The sequence below is a fragment of the Pseudomonas sp. BF-B-26 genome, assembly GCF_019956495.1.
Taxonomy (GTDB): Bacteria; Pseudomonadota; Gammaproteobacteria; order Pseudomonadales; family Pseudomonadaceae; genus Aquipseudomonas.
The window spans coordinates 55627-71320 of the sequence record NZ_JAHBDP010000063.1 but is presented as its reverse complement, the minus strand read 5'-3'; the positions used below and the strand labels follow the sequence as shown (position 1 = coordinate 71320).

The window sequence follows — 15694 nt, the reverse complement described above, 5'->3', positions numbered from 1 at the left end:
AATGATTGATGAATATTCGTGGATTGAAAAGCAAGTTTGATCGCGGAGAATAGCGAACGTTTTTCGCCTCGGCAAGGAGAGGCGATGCTGGGTTTGATACGCATAATCCACTTTGTCCCGACCTGCGGTAAGGAGTTTTCCATGCACGCTTTGGAGTTCGTATTGGCTATTTTCGGGGACGCCGCATGAAGAAGATCGCTTGCATTCAGCACCTGGCAGAAGAAGGCCCTGGCGCCCTGGCCGAATGGGCTCTGCGTCGTGATGTCGCCATCGAACTGTTTCGCGGTGACCTAGGGCAGTTGCCGACGCACGAAGACTACGATGCCTACGTGTTGTTGGGAGGCCCCTTCAATGTGGTAGGGGCGGATTGCCCACCTTGGCTGGAGCAGGAAAAGGTCTGGCTTGGCAGCTTGCTGCGCAAGGCTAAGCCGGTGCTCGGTATCTGCCTGGGCGGGCAACTGCTCGCTGATCGGCTTGGCGCGCAGGTTGCCCCCATCGACCACCCTGAGGGGGGATGGTGCGAGGTAGAGTTCATTGGGGATGGTGAGGATGGCGGGCAAAACATGCAGGTGCTGCAGTGGCACGAACGCGGTTTTGCGCTGCCGGTTGGGGCCAGGCATCTGGCCAGGGGATCAGACTGGGAGAACCAGGCTTACTCTGTCAGCGATGGGATGATTGGACTGCAGTTTCACCCGGAATGGACGCCGCAAATTGTGAATGCACTCAACCGCCGTTTTGCTGCCGAGTCGCCACTGCCTATGCCCTCAATTTCGGATGAAGCCTATTACGCCCGTATGCATCAGTGGTTCTTCGGATTACTCGATCGTTGGTCGACGTCATGGTCGAAGTGAGGGAGACACCACTGAGTCGATGAAAACATTGTCGCTCTCAGGGGCTTTTTAAAGGCGTCTGCCCAAACGCGACGCGTAACACAGGGAGTATCAATGCATCAGGTTGCACAATGTTATCTTGGCGTATGGAAGCGGCGTTTGATCCAGCACCGCTCGGGGCTTTCGGACAGCGAAACGGTCGTGCATTGGCTACAGACACCGCGACTGTTTGCCGACCTGCGAATCCCCCCCTACCCGCTCCCAAGTCTGGCGCTCGAAGAACTCAGCCACTCTCAACATCGGGCGTTGTGTGAACAGAAAGGTTTTGCCGGGGTAACCCAGATAGACGCCGACATTTGCCAATGGCATCGCAAAATGGATTATCAGCCGGCTAGTGGCGCTGAAGACATTGGCCGCATGCACTTTGAAACCAGTGAGCGCCTGATCGAAACCGCTCTGGACGAAAGTTACTACGAAATATGGGAACGCTTGCCTGACTCCCTCGGCGCTTGTCGTGGCCAATGGTTGCAAGCGATGGATGAGCCATCGCGTCAGGGCTGTCTGTTATTGGCCGGGGACTATTTTCTGTTCGCCGCCAGCCGTCCCACACCACTGACACCGGGCATTCATTTGCGCGAAACGTTCAGCCTATCCGATAGCTCAATAAACCTTGCTTCCCTGTTCGCCTGCGAACTGTCTTTTGGCCGGCATCACGCCGGGGAAACCCCATGGAAAATCGAGTGCTCAACGCTCCCCGCCAAAACTGGCCAATGCCTGCTGCCAGCATCGGTGGACCCGTTTGCCGCGGATATTTTCGCCAATGAAGCCGTCATGTCTTCACTTGGCACATTCATTCCAGCTGGCGGTTGGCGCTGTGCGCCTGATCCGTGAGACGTGAGACGTGAAGATTGCCCGACTTGCGCAGGCTGAGGGTTTGTAACGAAGGCGGCGGCCACTGGTCTACCCTGAATGTACAGCCGGAGGGTTCAACCATGTGCGGACGCCTTTCACAGTACCGGGGAATTCACGACTTCGTCGCGGCGCTCAGCATTCCCAACGCACTGATCAACTATGCCGGCGACAAGCCTTTCGAGCACTATAACGCCGCACCGACTACGCAACTGGCCCTCTTTCACCAAGAAGGTCAGTTTCTGCGGGCCGATATGGTTCGCTGGGGCTGGCGCCCACACTGGGCCAAAGATCGCATCGCACCGATCAATGCTCGAGTTGAGAAAGTAGCCCATGGCCCATTCTTTAAAGCGATCTGGCCCCACCGGGCGATCATCGCCATCGACAACTGGATTGAGTGGGTTTATGAAGGCGGACCAAAGAAACAGCCCTACCTGATTCGCCACCGTGACCAGACGCCAATCCTGTGTGCCGCAATCGGTCAGTACCCCGTCGCCGAGCATGAACCGAGCGAGCATGACGGCTTCGTTATCATCACCGCAGACAGCGCCGGCGGTATGGTGGACATTCATGACCGCCGCCCGGTGACGCTGTCTCCCGAGCTCGCTCGCGAATGGCTGGTCCCCGCCATGCCGAAGGAGCGCGCCGAGGAAATTGTGCTGTTCCAGGGCGAGCCCACCGAGGCGTTTGAGTGGTACCCAGTGAACCGAGCTGTAGGCAATGTTCGAAATCAAGGCCCCGAACTGATCGAGCCCATTGGAGAAATTACCGGCGGAGATGAGAACGGTAACGGGGGATCAGCTTCAGCACGTCACCAGCGCTCCGAGACTTAGGGCACAGATTCAATCTCGTGCCACCCTGTAAGCGTTGATGATCAGGATGCGCGGGATATCCGTGCTTGTACTTGAGGGTTGCCAGAGCATTGTGCCCGGAACGAAGCCGGTAACCGCCATCTCTGCGAGTGTTGCGTCTAGAAGATGCGGTAACGGATCCGGCTCTAGTGGCATGCCCACGTCAACGCCTACAGATGCCGACGAAATGACTTACAGGCATCAGAGAATGATCCGGGTCATAAATCATATTTTTGACAGCTTATTCAAGACAAAAAAACCGCCTCAGCCGAAACTGAAACGGGCTTTTCCCCACATTAACGACCGTTACTTCAGGTCGTCAAAGTGGTCTCGCAGGAACTCGTAAAAGCGAAACGCTTTCAACAATCTCCATACGAGGCTCAGCGTACGCAGCAAAAGCTTCATACGTTTTGGCCTCCAGGTTGGCGGCCAAACCTCCAGTGTACTTACCGGATCACGCGTGCCTTCGGACATACACGCTAATGTTGTCCGTGAGGCGGCCGGTTGAGCCCCCCCCCCCAAACCATCATTCCGGCACGGGTGCAAAACCGTGTCAGAGGGCGTGAAACTGTTATGACACCGGCCAAACCTCACAGCCGCACCAGCATGTGAGCGCCGGCATATTAACCTAGAAACTCAAGCGCTATGGCTGATCTTTAACGTTCCAAGGCAAAGGGATGACGTTTTCTTAAAACGTTATTTCTGTCAGGTTCAAGCTAACGCGTTGAGCACCAAAATTCGCTACCGATACCTTCAGATGACGGAAATCAACCAAAGCAAAATAACGTTGCACGGATAAGCAAAGCTTAATATTATGCGCCCACGCTAGTGTTGTCCGTGAGCTGCACCAAGCCTCAGCCGCAACCTGAGGCTTACAAAAGAACCGCCCCGCAAAGGCGGTTTTTTTTCGCCTGTCGTTTGGGTCTTGATCATGTGCGTCGCGCTTCGGACACTGCTGGCACATCCCGGTGCAGTGGGACAATCAACAGGACATCCATCAGCGGTTGCTGCGAAATCTGTCGCCGCCGGCTTCGATACCGCCGCACCGAAAAGGTGTCGCGCTCGCTCCGCACCCAGAGCCTGCGCACGCTGGCAAAAGACCCTGGCGAGCCCGAAGACGAAATCGTCGATCCGACTTCAGTTACTGCGACTTAGCTGCAAATTTTGAGTAGTGCACTCTGCGGTGCTAACAGTACCCATGAATGCGTTCATCTTCACCGCACACTTCTCGATGTTCAGGCCGTTGCGACCATCGCTGGAAATGTTGGTGACGTAGGGTCCTGCGGTGGTACAGCCAGCCAAGACAGCCAGAAGGCTAAGCGCGGTAATTTTCAGCTTCATATAAATCCTTTTTGATTAGCGGCCATGGCCATGTGATGGCCGAGAATCTTATAGCAACCAGCCACTATAGATACCCCCACCACTGTCGCATCCGGTCACGGAGGGCGACGCCTGACTGGAGATACGCCATGGACAAGAACACGAAGATCCTGATTCCGGAAATCTCCGGCGAATGGACGGAGCGCCTGCGCTCCGGCAGCACCGACATCTGGAATCACGCGTTGCACGACAAGCCACATCGCAATGGTCTTCCTGAAGTGCGCCTGGCCCCGCCCGAGGTAGGTCTGTACGCCGAGCGTATCGACAGCGCCTGGTACTGGGTTTCTGGCTGCGCGAAGTGCAACGGCACAGGCGAACAGTGGAACTACAGCGTTTGCGATAAGCACGACGTTTTCCGGCTGTGCAGCATTCACCGGTCAAAGCTGACAGAAACGCCATGGAGCCCCCCTGATGGCTGGACCTGCAAGCCCTGCCAAGATGCGGAAGATGCCCAGGCCAAAGCCGCGGCACTGGCACTGGCAAAGGTCGCCGAGGGCGAACACAACGAGTGGGATTATCGCTGCCAAGACGAGTGTAAGTGCCCGCACTGCGCCACAGTCATCCACATTGAATCGGAGGACTACGGCGATAAAAAAATGGAGTGCGATACCTGCGGCGGCAGTTTCGAACTGGTGACCGAGTACTCGGTGAGCTTCACCACCACGGTGATCGGCGAGCGGATCACCGCCTGACCCACCCTCACCTATTGCGTTGAGTACTGTTTTCAAGCCGAAAGATCAGGCCCAAGAGTCAAATCGATGTCTAGCCTCGCCAATGCTTTACCGCGAGCTAACGCCTCATTGAAGCTGTTGTACTTTGCATTTTCACGGATTGCTTCAACCCGGCTTTCTTTGTTCTCTACAGCGATTCTAAGTCCTGTTGGCACAGAATCACTGTCGCTATCCCATTCGAAATCAATCTTCGCTTTAACGCCTCGATGCTCATAGACAACTGGGTATGGCCTATCCACTAACACCATTTCGATCTCCTGATCCGGCTCCATGCCGGGCCGAACACAAATACCCCACTTCAACGAATCACGCCAGCCGGCGAGGATCACTTATGTTCACAGTAATCGATTTTTTTTCCGGGTTTGGCGGATGGACCCGAGGCGGGGTTGATGCCGGCCTGCAAAGTACTCTGGGTAGCCAACCATTGGCCAGCAGCCGTTGAGTGGCACACGAAGAACAACCCGGACAAAAACCAATCAGAAACGAAAAAGGCCTACGCCGTTAAGCGCAAGCCCTTGATATTCATGGTGCCGAAGCCGGAATCGAACCGGCACGCCCTTACGAGCGGGGGATTTTAAGTCCCAAGGGAAATTCAATCAGGCTGCGCCTTTCAATAGGTTTTCCGGTCCGCAATCAGGCTTGGAAGGATGCCATGCAGCCCAATGTTTCCGCATACCTGAAAAAGATTGCGGTCCGGAAAAACCTCTGATTTAAGTTCATAAAAAAGCGCTCAGCGCGAGGTGATAAAAACAAAAGGTATGCCGATCCTGCATATCTCTAAGCGCGCATGTGATTGCACTAGACTCCACGCAAAAGTCACGCCCCTCCCCCGGCGTCCTGCCGACCGAACACCAATCCTTTTTTGACTGCTACGCTTTTCCCAACCACACAGAGGAATCGCCTTGCCAAATTCAGACCTGCTCCCCTCCCTACTGTTCAAGATCAACGAAAACCAACTCGCCTTGGAAGCCGCCATCCTGGAGCTTTCCAATTGGGTCGAGGCGCGCGGCTCGGCTGACGTCGCTGACAACGTGCGCGGCGCCCTGGACACCATCGACAAGAATGAAGAGTTCATCAAGCTGACGCTGGCGGTTCTAATGACGCCAGACTGATACATGCAGTTCGTCGCCCCTCCCTCGTCTGATCGCTACGTCTCGATTACTGTATATCCGAACAGTATCTATAAGGCACGACCGTGGACCCCCTCGACATCGAAGACACCAGCGACTGGCTTGGATGCCCGACCGAACTGGAAACCATCACCCATTACAAACTGATGCTGGAAAACGAAGTCCAGGAATTGAATCTACAACTGCGCAGCGCTCGGGAGAACATCTTCGGCCTGGTGCAAATGTACGACGAAGCCTCGGCGCAACGTGACGTAGCAATGAGCAATCTTCGGGAGCGATCCGGGCAGCTCGCAAAAGTCCGCAAGGAGCTATACGACCTCGACATAGCAGCGAGAGGCTACAAGCGGGAAGCTGACCGGCTGCGCGGGTTACTGGATGGCCTAACCCCTGACTCAAAGACGATCATCTAAGCTCAGTATTCAGATTGAGGGTTTAGCCATGTGCGGACGACTTTCCCAGTACCGGGGCATTCACGACTTTGTGGCAGCGCTCAGTATTCCAAACGCACTGATCAACTATGCCGGCGACCAGCCTTTCGAGCGCTATAACGCCGCTCCGAGCACTCAGCTTGCCCTCTTTCACCAAGATGGTCAGTTTCTGCGCGCTGACATGGTTCGTTGGGGCTGGCGCCCGCACTGGGCCAAAGACCGCGTCGTGCCGATCAACGCTCGAGTTGAGAAAGTAGCCCATGGCCCATTCTTCAAAGCGATCTGGCCGCACCGAGCAATCATCGCGATCGATAACTGGTTTGAGTGGGTTTATGAAGGCGGACCGAAGAAACAGCCTTATCTGATCCGTCGACGTGATAGAGCGCCGATCTTGTGCGCCGCGATCGGCCAATACCCAAACGCCGAACGTGAACCCAGCGAGCATGACGGCTTCGTTATCATCACCGCAGACAGCGCTGGAGGAATGGTCGACATCCATGACCGGCGGCCAGTCGCTCTGAATCCCGAACTTGCCCGGGAATGGCTCGCCCCAGCAACGCCCAAGGAGCGCGCCGAGCAAATGGGGCTATTTCAGGGTGAGCCAACCGAGGTGTTCGAGTGGTACCCAGTGGGCCGATCGGTGGGCAATGTACGGAACCAAGGGCCGGAAGTTATAGCGCCAATTCCTGTGGAGGGTGGTACTACGTAAATCAGGCGATTTTATCTCGAGAGGCCACAGCGTCTTTACGAGCTTTATGTGCTGCCTTACGAAATCGCCTGAATGTGCGGACGCGTATCACTAAGACTTTGTCGTCCTTTTCCTTGTCCTTGTCCTTGTCCTTGTCTTTACCGAGCACCTTGAATTCGCGACGAACGGCTTCCACTGCGCCGACAATAGGGGCGAAGAACATTCGAGGTGTTTCCCTCGCGGCTTTAAGAAATTCTTCTTTGAACATGCTCATTGGGCACGCACCTCCAGCCAGACCTCACGCACAAATGTATACGTGGCACCTAACAACATTATCACAAAGCAGGATATGTCTAGATAAAACAGCAGATGCTCTACCCAGACAAAAACCACTATAAGGTTTTCACTAACGCCCTGCTGCTCCAGCCAATGTACGAATTTTTCGAGGATGGAAGCAATTGCTGCGATAGCTATAAACATAGCAGTGCCGACCAAGATATGCGCCAGCAGATGCATGGCAGCCTTGAAAATCCCCTTTCCTTCGCTCACTCGCCGCCCCTCTTTCGATTAGAGAAGAACTGTAGCATTGGCGGCGCGATGCACCTATGAAATAGAAATAGCCAGGACGCCTGCGAATAGGGGTTTTCGCGACGGTTTGCGAAAGGCCTTCAGGGCACGTCCTTGAAAAACACGTGACCACCGAGCATCAGTGTCTGAGTGGCCTTCGCCGCCCAAGCAGGGGCTTTCTTCATGGCGATCGCGTAATAGTGCGTGGCGCCACCAGTCGGGTCGGACACCTTGCCATCGACGACCTGGCCAGCCGCGATCTGCGCCTGGGCAAATTCACGGAACGGGATCGGCTTGGCGCCACTCAGGTACGCATAGTTCGGGTCGTTCCTGTTCCAGCAGCTGAACTGGTACGGCTTCTGGCACACGCCGGCGTAACCTTCGCCCCACCATGACTTGTCCTTGCCGTCATTCACACGGTTGCGGATGGTCCAGGCCACGGCGATCTGCCCGGCCAGCGATTCGCCGCGGGCCTCACCCCACAGCGTGCGCGCGAGGATGTCGAGGTCCTTATCGGTTGATGTCATCACTTTTCTCCAGGCAAAAAAAAGCCCGCTTTTTAGCGGGCTGAGATAATGAACAATATTTAAAAATCTTCTTACATCACACGAGGAAGCCGAGCGTAATTAACTAACCGCTTGCACTTGCGATGAGCGCAATGAGGTTTTTTTATGCGCATAATTTATGATTGGCTTCTCCACAAAATACCAGGATATAGAAGTTATCAAAAGAGTCCCTAAAAAAATCGTGCCAACCAAAAATGGAATTGGGTAAGCTAGCGACCCATAGAAACCCAAGATCGGATCGTGCCCACCATACATAACAGCTTGAATCAACGGATAGTGCCAAAGATAAAATCCATATGAAACTGTCCCAAGCCAAACTAATGGTTTAAAGCTCAAAACTCTTACAAGCATAGAGCTCTGATCCGAAACAACTTTGGCGATAACCATTGCGGACGCTACTGCAACGATACCGAAACCATGTCTACTAAGCGAGAAGTCGGTCATCTCCTGGTTGAATAGAACAACCAGAAGAAACGCCAGCGCAGGAACCCACAGGAGACCTACTCGACGCAGCACATCGGTAGACACGAGAGCCAACAATGCCCCTACCAACAAGGCATCAGCATGCGTATCAAACCCATTGTATATTCTAGACAAATGCGCATTACCGAGAAACAGGTACGTTCTCCAAGCTACGATGCTCAAGATCAATGCGAAAATGAAGAGTGGAAGCTTTCGAGGTGAGCACCATATGAGCAAGGATAGCAGCAACGGCCACAACAAATAGAATTGCTCTTCGATTGCTAGCGACCAAGTGTGACCTGTCAGAACGGCGTCGTACCACTCAAAAGCCCGATACCAATTCATCACATAAAACAGCGACGGAATAGTCTCAAGCGTCAAATTATATTTATTATAAATAGCACAATAAGCTACGACAGCAACTAACAAGAGAATCAAGGCAGGATACAAGCGTCTGGCACGACGAATATAAAACCCAACAAAATCGATAGCCCCAGACTTATTTTTCTCTCTACATAAAATACTTGTAATCAAGTAGCCACTTAATACAAAGAAAACCTCAACGCCAATGTACCCTCCCTTCATTAAGGTTCCACCGGTATGGTGAAAAAATACTGCAATGACAGATAGCGCCCTAAGCCCATCCAGCCCTAAAATTCTTTTTGCTTCACTTTCACTTTTTTGGCCGGCAAGCATATCCCATACGCCCGAAATCATTGATAGTGGCAAATTGTATCTAATGTATTTCAAGAAGAACACACGAAACCGTCTAACGATACGGTCCTTTCGGCAGAGCAAGGGCGTGGGCAGCAGAATTCTTCCCTCAATCAACCATGACCTTGGGCGTTTTACGGATGGCCGTGACGGCTTAACATCAAATGGTTTCGTCGGAGCTGAACACGGGGTCGGCCACAATCTCTGGGATGGGAGGTTCAGCCGGCCACACAGGCGCCTGATACCAGGTTGCCTGAACTGTGACCTTGCCCAGCGCGAACTTGTAGACCTTCCAACCCTTCAGATTGATTAGTAGCGAAGCCTGTTCGGCAACATCCTCATCAGTGGCCTCCCCCACTTCAATACCGAAGCCGATCGTGTCGACTCGATCTTGAATGCGAGCAATCTGCGACACTGCCGCGCTGTTCCGTGCAGCCAGCTCAGCTTTTGCCAGGGCCAGCGCCTCCGCAGCCAGAACAGCATCCTTCATCGCTTTGGTGACCAATTTGCTCCAATCGATATTCATTTAGCGGCCTCCACGGTAACAGCAGGATCTGCCAATGGTTGGGGCAGGCTCACAACACCGTCAGCAACATCGAGCAGCGGCTCCGGATATGCCTGCTCTGGACTGAAGTTGATGGGCAGCGGCAAGAATATAGTCAGCTCCAGCTTGCCATCGACGCGATCAACCTGGCCCGCAAACCACTGCGAGTTGATCGCGTTGGCAGGCAGCGTGTCACCGTCAGCCAGCGGCGAAAAGTCGAACACCTCACCATTCACCACCAGGGAATCACCGCTCCGGATGACGCTCAGGCTGTTGTCGCTCCGTATCGGGCGCAATTCAATCCTCATCAGAACCATCTCCCAACTGCAAAAATATTAAACGACAAGACAGAAGTGACCGTTGATGCAGGAGGAGAAGCCAGGTACAGGCTAAATGTGTTGCCGTTGGTCGCATCGGCCGAAGGGCACCACGCTGAGCGTCCTGCAACAGCTGGATCTCGCATCTGAACAAAGAGCAACGGGGCCGCAGCAAATGCGGCGGGCGTATTCCCTATAATTGGGCCGGCATATCGATTTGCCGTGACTCCGGTCCAGCCAGGTGTAACGCCAAGGGATTGCACTGTGATCATCAGCCCGGAGGCGAACTTCACCCATGAGCCGGCGGCGCTCGATCCAGACTCAAAGATCGCGCCTGTGGGAACCCCACCGTTCTGGGAGACCGTGCCCAAAATCGCGGCGAGTGCAGCACTTCCCAGCCCCAGCCCAGCGCGAGCCTCAGCGGAATTCGTACCGCCGGTGCCGCCCTGAGCGAGAGACAGAGCTGTCGTCAGATTTGACAAGGATGTGATGTCGCTGTTGGCGCCCGACTTGGCCGCGCCGAGAGTGGTTCTGAAGGCTGGAGCGTCAGCATCATCCAGCAGCGTTTTGCTGAAGTCAGACACGCCCAAGTTGGAGAGCGCGGCTCCCGCGGTGCTTGCTCCGGTTCCACCCTTCACTACCGGCAGAATTTCGTAGTTGCCGGTGGTACCAAGTGCAGCGAGCTTTGCACCAAACTGATTGACCAGTGCCCGAAGCGCGTCGGCCGAGTCTTTCACATAGCCCTGCATCGGCGCCAAAGCGTAGATGCCGGCATTATTGGTTGCGCCCTGATAGGTCGGTGAGATCGAGAGCGCGGTATCGCTCGCGATGTTGGTCACTTCGTACCAGCCGCCATCCGGGCCACGGAAAGCATCACCGACTCGGCTGTTGGCAATAAAAGAGGTACCCGCGCCAATTACGGCACTCGAATTTTGGACGACAGAAACCGTCCCGGTTTTGTACCAGGGCATCGATTATCTCCAGAAAAGTTTTGGGTCAGGCCAGCAATTTGGCGCAGAGGAATGGCCGGTGGCCTTGGTCAGTCCAGGCAGTGGTGGCGAGGCTGTACATCATAATCCGGCCGTTGGCGTAATCGACGCCAAGCGCGCACCCCCCACCCGACGCATTGTTGTGGCAGTTCATGGCGAAAGGGTTCAGGGAGACGTACTCGCCTGAGCCGAGCATCTTATTAATTCCCCAGAAATACCGGTGGCCCACGGTCAGCTGCTCGTCTCCGAGGTACGTCCAGTTTCCGGCCGCGAAGGTCACGACAACCGCCGGCGCGCCACTGTCGTAAACAAGCGCCGCGTTCTGGTCCCACATCCGTAGCCCATAGGCCGCCGTACCCATGGACGCCCAGGCGGCCACGAAGTACTGTCCGCTTAACGTGGCGTAGACGTTGGATGCCTTCATGGTGAACCCGGTCCAGTTTCCCGGCCCGCCGGTGAACCACACCGATATCGGAACCTGGATCGCGCCCTGATCCGGGCGAATGAACACTAGCGGCGGGTCCTGGCTTGTGATTGCTCTGGCAAACACCCCCGACGCATTGGTAGTCCCCGAATACGCCCCCTTGGTGAGCATGCAAAGTCTGGGGGCCTCGGCGTCAATCTGGACAAATGCATTGTCGTTGATGCTCTGAAAACCAAAACTCATGTCGAGTACCTTATCGCGTAGGCCTTGGCGGCAACCGTTGAGCCAATAGTGGAAGCACTTGAGGATGGGTTTTTGCGCCTGACTACTACCTGGCCCACTGCCGTCGTGACGAACGGATAGGACTTTTGATTCCCGCTGCCGTCTGTTTCGGACGACTGCACATCCTGCGCCCTTGTCGGAATGATCATGAACACGCAGTTAGCCGGGTTGAAGCCCGGAATGCTCAGCGTGTAGTCGGGCGCGACTCCACTGAAGTCGATCACGCCCTGCCAGATCACCTGGTAGGTGAAGCTGTTGGTGTCCATGGATAGGCCACCGCTTTCATCAAAAACACGTAGGCCAAATGAAGCCATAGTTCACCCCAGATAGCCGAGACGGACACGCAACACGTTGTTGGCGTCGTAGACCGAGACGTTCAGCGAGTTGATCACCAGTCGCCCCTGCCCAGGGACGATGCCGTTGATTTCAAGCGTTCCGTCTTTATTGAGAATCCAGCCTTGCTGGCCGGCGATGTAGTTGGTCGAGCTGATGTAGCTGCCGATCTTGGCGTTGGTGATGGTGCCGTCCGCGATAAACGCCGAGTTCATGAACACCTGCCCACCCTGCACCGCAAACGGAACCGAGATGGCGCCGCCGGCGATGGTGTTGACGATGGCAAATCGGTCCGCACTCACCAGGAACTGGCTTTGCAGACCGGCGCCGGTGTTCTCGATACCCAAGCCGATACCGGCTGCGACGTACTGCCCTCCCGCGGTGACCTGCATCTTCACTGACCACATCGTGCTCAGCTTGCCGGCGGTGTCGGCGTAGGCCGTCGAAGTCTGCTGAATCGCGGCGGTGTTTTGCCCCACCGACACATTCACCTGATCGATCTTCGTGGCCGTTGCTGACTCGTTGGTGGCGACCACTTGTTCCAGCTCGGTGATGTTCGCCGCGTTCTCGCCGATGGCAGCGTCGAAGGTAGTGATCCTCTGTGCCATCGCTTCGTTTTCAGAGGTGCGAACCTTTGATTCGGAAGCGATCGCCGCGGTGCTGGTCCAGCCCTTCAGCGCATCCGCCAGATCCCCTTCGCCATTGTCGTCTCGGGATGACGCCCGCAACGTTTGGAGCGCCGTAACCTGGGCAGTGACCACGCCGTCGAGCTCGGTGATCTCGGCAGTGTTGGTCGCGACCTGTTGCGCCAGGCCATTGGCCGTCTCGACGGTCTGGCCAACATCCAGCCAGAAGTCCTCATTCGGCGGAGGGGTTTCGAGCGGCACGGCGCCGGTAGCCTGATAAATCCGCTTGCCGACCACAACCAGATCGTATTCAACATAGGGGACTTGTGGGTCGTAACCCTTGAGGCCGTCCAGCGCATCGATCTGCGCCTGAAGCCCAGGTATCTTCTCGATCTCGTCCAACAGGTCCTGGCCGAGCTCCGTCTCAGTGATCTGCCCGGCGATCATCTCAAGGATGTCCGCTGCGTTTGCGCTGGACTGACCCTGCACACCTAGGCCGATCGGATACCACGGACCAATATTGCCGATCCGATCCACCAGCCGCGCCCAGAAGTAGAAGGTCACACCAGCCTTCAGGCCAAGCATGGAGAAATCGCTTTGTGGGTACGACAGGTCGGTCAGCTTGGTTGCAGCTTCCAAGCTGGTCGTCGGCCCGTACCAGACTTCAGTCCGCTGGGTGTCTTCGGCGCCAGCCGGGAAACCCCACTTCAGGTAGATGCCGAACAGCAGCGGCGTGGCCGTCAGGAACGACACCGCCGGCGGCAAACCTTCCTTCCCCTTCAGGTTGGTCAGGATCGAGTTGCGCCAAATTGACGAGATGTCGAAGGCACTCACCGCGCGGACGCGGGCCACGTAAGCGCCGGCGTAGATGCCCACCACGTCGACACTGGTCATCCCTGTACGCTGCAGCTTGATCCAGTTGCCGCTGTCCTTGCGCCACTCCACGTCGTAGCCGACTGCGCCAGCAACCGCCGGCCAGGTGATGGTCATGGTGGCGACGGCAATGCCCTGGGATACAACCGAGTTTGACGTAACGGTCACACTGGCCGGCGCCGTAACGACGGTGATCGGAATCACGCTGATCGGCCGCTCTTCCAGGCGGGCGCCGGTGTCGATGTAGGCGAACTTGCTTGGGTCGTACTGCAGCGCACTGATTTCGAAGTCGCCCTCGGCGGTGCGCCTGGTCCGCAGCACGCGGTACAGCGGAATCGCCAAATCATCGGCGTCCAATGCCCATTGCAGCTGTGGCAGTGGTGCTTCGCTGTAGTTGGTGGTCACGGTCACGGCGCGACCGTTCACACTTTGCACAGTGCGACCTTCAGCCCTGCCACCCGGCAGGTTGATAATCAGGCGATCACCGGCCTTGGCCTGGGTGTCACGGTCCAGCGTCACGACACGGCCAGCGACGACAGAGATGCGTCCGCCGACCTCACGGCCCGCCAGCAGCGAATCGGCCACAGGGATGATGTGGCCCGGGAGCGGGATCACCCCCTCCATGCCGGTCTTAAACGAAATGGTACGGTCTTGATTGTTACTGAGGATCGCCCACTTGCCGCGGCGCTGCGCCTCGGACGCACGGGTGCAGCCAATTGCACTCAGCTCGGTCGGCTTGTCACCCATGCGGCGCTGAAGGTCCAAGTCCGCGAAGGGGATCACATCGGTGTCGTAGTTGTTCGCCGGGTTGTCGTAGCTGACCAGAGCCCGGGTGTACCGAGTCTTGGCCGAGGCGCTGCCGTAGGAGAACTTCCCGTCGATGACGTTGGCGCGGGTGAACACATAGTCGAAGTCCTGCGCGCGCGGCATGTCCGCTTGCATAACCAGTTGGCCCTGAGCCCAGTAGGTCATGCCCCGATAGATTCCGGCGATGTCGCGCAACAGGGACCAGGCATCAGCCTTACCTTGCAGGTTCATGTCGCAGAGGAAGCGCGGCTCTACACCGCCGAGGCCATTCGGCACCAGCTGGTCGCAGTACTGCGCAATCCGATAGAGTTCCCACTTGTCGACCATGAACGACTTGATGCGTTTGCCCAGGCCGAAACGGTCTTCAGTACAAACGCCGTACGTGATCCAGGCCGGGTTATTGGTCCAGGCCTGTTTCATGGAGCCGTCCCACGTGCCGGTGTAGGTTCGGGCGATTGGGTCGTAGTTGCTCGGCACCTGCCATCTGCGCGCACGGCACTTCACGGTGACCGCCGGAATGTTAGTGAACTGCTCTGCGTCGAATTCGATGTAGAGCAGCGCCGTGTTTGGGTACCGCAGCTTGGCGTCGATCACCTCGGTGTAACCGGCGATCAGCATCGTGTCGGCGATTTTGTTGCTGTTCTGGTTCGGCGTCAGGCGGCGGACGCGGATCTGCCAGCCGACGGTGGCGTCCGGCAAGTTGATGCGCGGCGAGCGCTCGTACCGCGTGGTGGTCTTGCCATCCACAGCGTCGACCAGCACCTGCTGATAGGCGCCGCCGTCGGTGGCCACATCAATGGCGTAATCAATACGATAGCCACCAATGTTGCCTTCATCGTCTTGGCGTTGCAGCGCAGGCCAAGCGAGGCGCACCCGAACGGCTGAAAGCTGAATGTTGCTGATCGATCGCACCCAAGGCGAATCGCTGCGCAGCTCTACGTTGAGCGTGGTTTCGTTTTCGACCGATGGAATACCAGGGATATAGGTTTGGTCGACGGAACCCGAGCGCCAGTCCCACTTCACATTAGGGAAGTTGTAGTTACCGCTCGCGTCCCGGATCGGGGTGTTGTCCAGATAGATGTCGTAATCGGTTGGGACTTCGTCGAACTCGCCCTCGCCCACGGCGATAAGCAGCTTGGCCAGGTTGGTCGAGCGCAGGCTATCGCTGGCCTCGGTCGGTGATTTTGGTTTGCTCTCCCCGCCCTTCGCGCCGTGGATGTCGATCTTCTTTGCTGCGCCCATG

19 protein-coding genes are annotated in these 15694 nt (G+C 56.3%); 7 read left to right on the top strand and 12 right to left on the bottom strand.

Going from position 1 to position 15694, the window contains the following annotated elements; all coding sequences use genetic code 11:
- Positions 1–185: 185 nt before the first annotated feature.
- The 3 genes from KGB03_RS10375 (at position 186) to KGB03_RS10365 (ending at position 2572) form a co-directional block, all read left to right on the top strand.
- Complete coding sequence (locus tag KGB03_RS10375; RefSeq protein WP_218538900.1) at positions 186–851, top strand: type 1 glutamine amidotransferase; 666 nt, start codon at positions 186–188, stop codon at positions 849–851.
- 93 nt (positions 852–944) lie between these two features.
- A complete protein-coding gene (locus tag KGB03_RS10370; protein ID WP_218538901.1) occupies positions 945–1721 on the top strand; it encodes a hypothetical protein in 777 nt (258 codons plus the stop codon).
- 101 nt (positions 1722–1822) lie between these two features.
- Entirely contained in the window at positions 1823–2572 is a 750-nt protein-coding gene (locus tag KGB03_RS10365; protein ID WP_223527022.1) for an SOS response-associated peptidase family protein, read from the top strand.
- Positions 2573–3727: 1155 nt separating this feature from the next.
- Here the strand turns inward: KGB03_RS10365 and KGB03_RS10360 are convergent.
- On the bottom strand, positions 3728–3931 hold the full coding sequence (locus KGB03_RS10360; protein WP_008153686.1) for a hypothetical protein: 204 nt from the start codon (positions 3929–3931) through the stop codon (positions 3728–3730).
- 128 nt (positions 3932–4059) lie between these two features.
- Between KGB03_RS10360 and KGB03_RS10355 the strand changes: the two genes are divergently transcribed.
- Complete coding sequence (locus KGB03_RS10355) at positions 4060–4662, top strand: hypothetical protein (protein WP_223527021.1); 603 nt, start codon at positions 4060–4062, stop codon at positions 4660–4662.
- A 32-nt stretch (positions 4663–4694) separates the two neighbouring features.
- Here the strand turns inward: KGB03_RS10355 and KGB03_RS10350 are convergent, their stop codons facing one another.
- Complete coding sequence (locus KGB03_RS10350) at positions 4695–4949, bottom strand: hypothetical protein (RefSeq protein WP_111450139.1); 255 nt, start codon at positions 4947–4949, stop codon at positions 4695–4697.
- 654 nt (positions 4950–5603) lie between these two features.
- Here KGB03_RS10350 and KGB03_RS10340 point away from each other — a divergent pair.
- The 3 genes from KGB03_RS10340 (at position 5604) to KGB03_RS10330 (ending at position 6968) form a co-directional block, all read left to right on the top strand.
- A complete protein-coding gene (locus KGB03_RS10340) occupies positions 5604–5813 on the top strand; it encodes a hypothetical protein (protein ID WP_223527020.1) in 210 nt (69 codons plus the stop codon).
- A gap of 83 nt (positions 5814–5896) precedes the next feature.
- Complete coding sequence (locus KGB03_RS10335) at positions 5897–6241, top strand: hypothetical protein (protein WP_223527019.1); 345 nt, start codon at positions 5897–5899, stop codon at positions 6239–6241.
- Positions 6242–6269: 28 nt separating this feature from the next.
- Positions 6270–6968 carry an SOS response-associated peptidase family protein gene (locus tag KGB03_RS10330; protein WP_223527018.1) on the top strand — a complete coding sequence of 233 codons (699 nt, stop codon included), beginning with the start codon at positions 6270–6272 and terminating at the stop codon, positions 6966–6968.
- Position 6969: 1 nt separating this feature from the next.
- On the opposite strand, the gene KGB03_RS10325 is transcribed toward KGB03_RS10330, so the two are convergent.
- The 10 genes from KGB03_RS10325 to KGB03_RS10280 all read right to left on the bottom strand — a co-directional run bounded on the left by KGB03_RS10325 (position 6970) and on the right by KGB03_RS10280 (position 15693).
- Entirely contained in the window at positions 6970–7221 is a 252-nt protein-coding gene (locus KGB03_RS10325) for a hypothetical protein (protein ID WP_223527017.1), read from the bottom strand.
- Positions 7218–7496 (bottom strand): hypothetical protein, encoded by a 279-nt coding sequence (locus KGB03_RS10320; RefSeq protein WP_008075725.1) that lies wholly within the window; start codon positions 7494–7496, stop codon positions 7218–7220. Before KGB03_RS10320 ends, KGB03_RS10325 begins: the two co-directional genes overlap by 4 nt.
- Before the next feature lie 119 nt (positions 7497–7615).
- Positions 7616–8041, bottom strand: a complete 426-nt coding sequence (locus tag KGB03_RS10315; protein WP_223527016.1) for a cell wall hydrolase — start codon at positions 8039–8041, stop codon at positions 7616–7618.
- A gap of 99 nt (positions 8042–8140) precedes the next feature.
- On the bottom strand, positions 8141–9238 hold the full coding sequence (locus tag KGB03_RS10310) for an acyltransferase family protein (protein WP_223527015.1): 1098 nt from the start codon (positions 9236–9238) through the stop codon (positions 8141–8143).
- Between the two features lie 178 nt (positions 9239–9416).
- Positions 9417–9782, bottom strand: coding sequence for a phage tail protein (locus tag KGB03_RS10305; protein WP_223527014.1), 366 nt, complete (start codon positions 9780–9782; stop codon positions 9417–9419).
- On the bottom strand, positions 9779–10108 hold the full coding sequence (locus KGB03_RS10300) for a hypothetical protein (RefSeq protein WP_223527013.1): 330 nt from the start codon (positions 10106–10108) through the stop codon (positions 9779–9781). The genes KGB03_RS10305 and KGB03_RS10300 overlap by 4 nt, the downstream gene beginning before the upstream one ends.
- Positions 10108–11088, bottom strand: coding sequence for a phage tail protein (locus KGB03_RS10295; RefSeq protein WP_223527012.1), 981 nt, complete (start codon positions 11086–11088; stop codon positions 10108–10110). The genes KGB03_RS10300 and KGB03_RS10295 overlap by 1 nt, the downstream gene beginning before the upstream one ends.
- Positions 11089–11113: 25 nt before the next feature.
- Complete coding sequence (locus KGB03_RS10290) at positions 11114–11773, bottom strand: hypothetical protein (protein ID WP_223527011.1); 660 nt, start codon at positions 11771–11773, stop codon at positions 11114–11116.
- Complete coding sequence (locus tag KGB03_RS10285) at positions 11770–12078, bottom strand: hypothetical protein (protein WP_223527010.1); 309 nt, start codon at positions 12076–12078, stop codon at positions 11770–11772. Before KGB03_RS10285 ends, KGB03_RS10290 begins: the two co-directional genes overlap by 4 nt.
- A 51-nt stretch (positions 12079–12129) precedes the next feature.
- Positions 12130–15693: a host specificity protein J gene (locus KGB03_RS10280; RefSeq protein ID WP_223527009.1), complete on the bottom strand. Its 3564-nt coding sequence runs from the start codon at positions 15691–15693 to the stop codon at positions 12130–12132.
- Position 15694 lies beyond the last annotated feature (1 nt).

Coding starts and splice junctions, on each gene's coding strand:
- KGB03_RS10355 (WP_223527021.1), top strand. CDS start 4,060: ATGGACAAGAACACGAAGATCCTGATTCCGGAAATCTCCGGCGAATGG.
- KGB03_RS10360 (WP_008153686.1), bottom strand. CDS start 3,931: ATGAAGCTGAAAATTACCGCGCTTAGCCTTCTGGCTGTCTTGGCTGGC.
- KGB03_RS10330 (WP_223527018.1), top strand. CDS start 6,270: ATGTGCGGACGACTTTCCCAGTACCGGGGCATTCACGACTTTGTGGCA.
- KGB03_RS10325 (WP_223527017.1), bottom strand. CDS start 7,221: ATGAGCATGTTCAAAGAAGAATTTCTTAAAGCCGCGAGGGAAACACCT.
- KGB03_RS10375 (WP_218538900.1), top strand. CDS start 186: ATGAAGAAGATCGCTTGCATTCAGCACCTGGCAGAAGAAGGCCCTGGC.
- KGB03_RS10300 (WP_223527013.1), bottom strand. CDS start 10,108: ATGAGGATTGAATTGCGCCCGATACGGAGCGACAACAGCCTGAGCGTC.
- KGB03_RS10350 (WP_111450139.1), bottom strand. CDS start 4,949: ATGGTGTTAGTGGATAGGCCATACCCAGTTGTCTATGAGCATCGAGGC.
- KGB03_RS10285 (WP_223527010.1), bottom strand. CDS start 12,078: ATGGACACCAACAGCTTCACCTACCAGGTGATCTGGCAGGGCGTGATC.
- KGB03_RS10370 (WP_218538901.1), top strand. CDS start 945: ATGCATCAGGTTGCACAATGTTATCTTGGCGTATGGAAGCGGCGTTTG.
- KGB03_RS10310 (WP_223527015.1), bottom strand. CDS start 9,238: ATGCTTGCCGGCCAAAAAAGTGAAAGTGAAGCAAAAAGAATTTTAGGG.
- KGB03_RS10280 (WP_223527009.1), bottom strand. CDS start 15,693: ATGGGCGCAGCAAAGAAGATCGACATCCACGGCGCGAAGGGCGGGGAG.
- KGB03_RS10305 (WP_223527014.1), bottom strand. CDS start 9,782: ATGAATATCGATTGGAGCAAATTGGTCACCAAAGCGATGAAGGATGCT.
- KGB03_RS10290 (WP_223527011.1), bottom strand. CDS start 11,773: ATGAGTTTTGGTTTTCAGAGCATCAACGACAATGCATTTGTCCAGATT.
- KGB03_RS10315 (WP_223527016.1), bottom strand. CDS start 8,041: ATGACATCAACCGATAAGGACCTCGACATCCTCGCGCGCACGCTGTGG.
- KGB03_RS10365 (WP_223527022.1), top strand. CDS start 1,823: ATGTGCGGACGCCTTTCACAGTACCGGGGAATTCACGACTTCGTCGCG.
- KGB03_RS10295 (WP_223527012.1), bottom strand. CDS start 11,088: ATGCCCTGGTACAAAACCGGGACGGTTTCTGTCGTCCAAAATTCGAGT.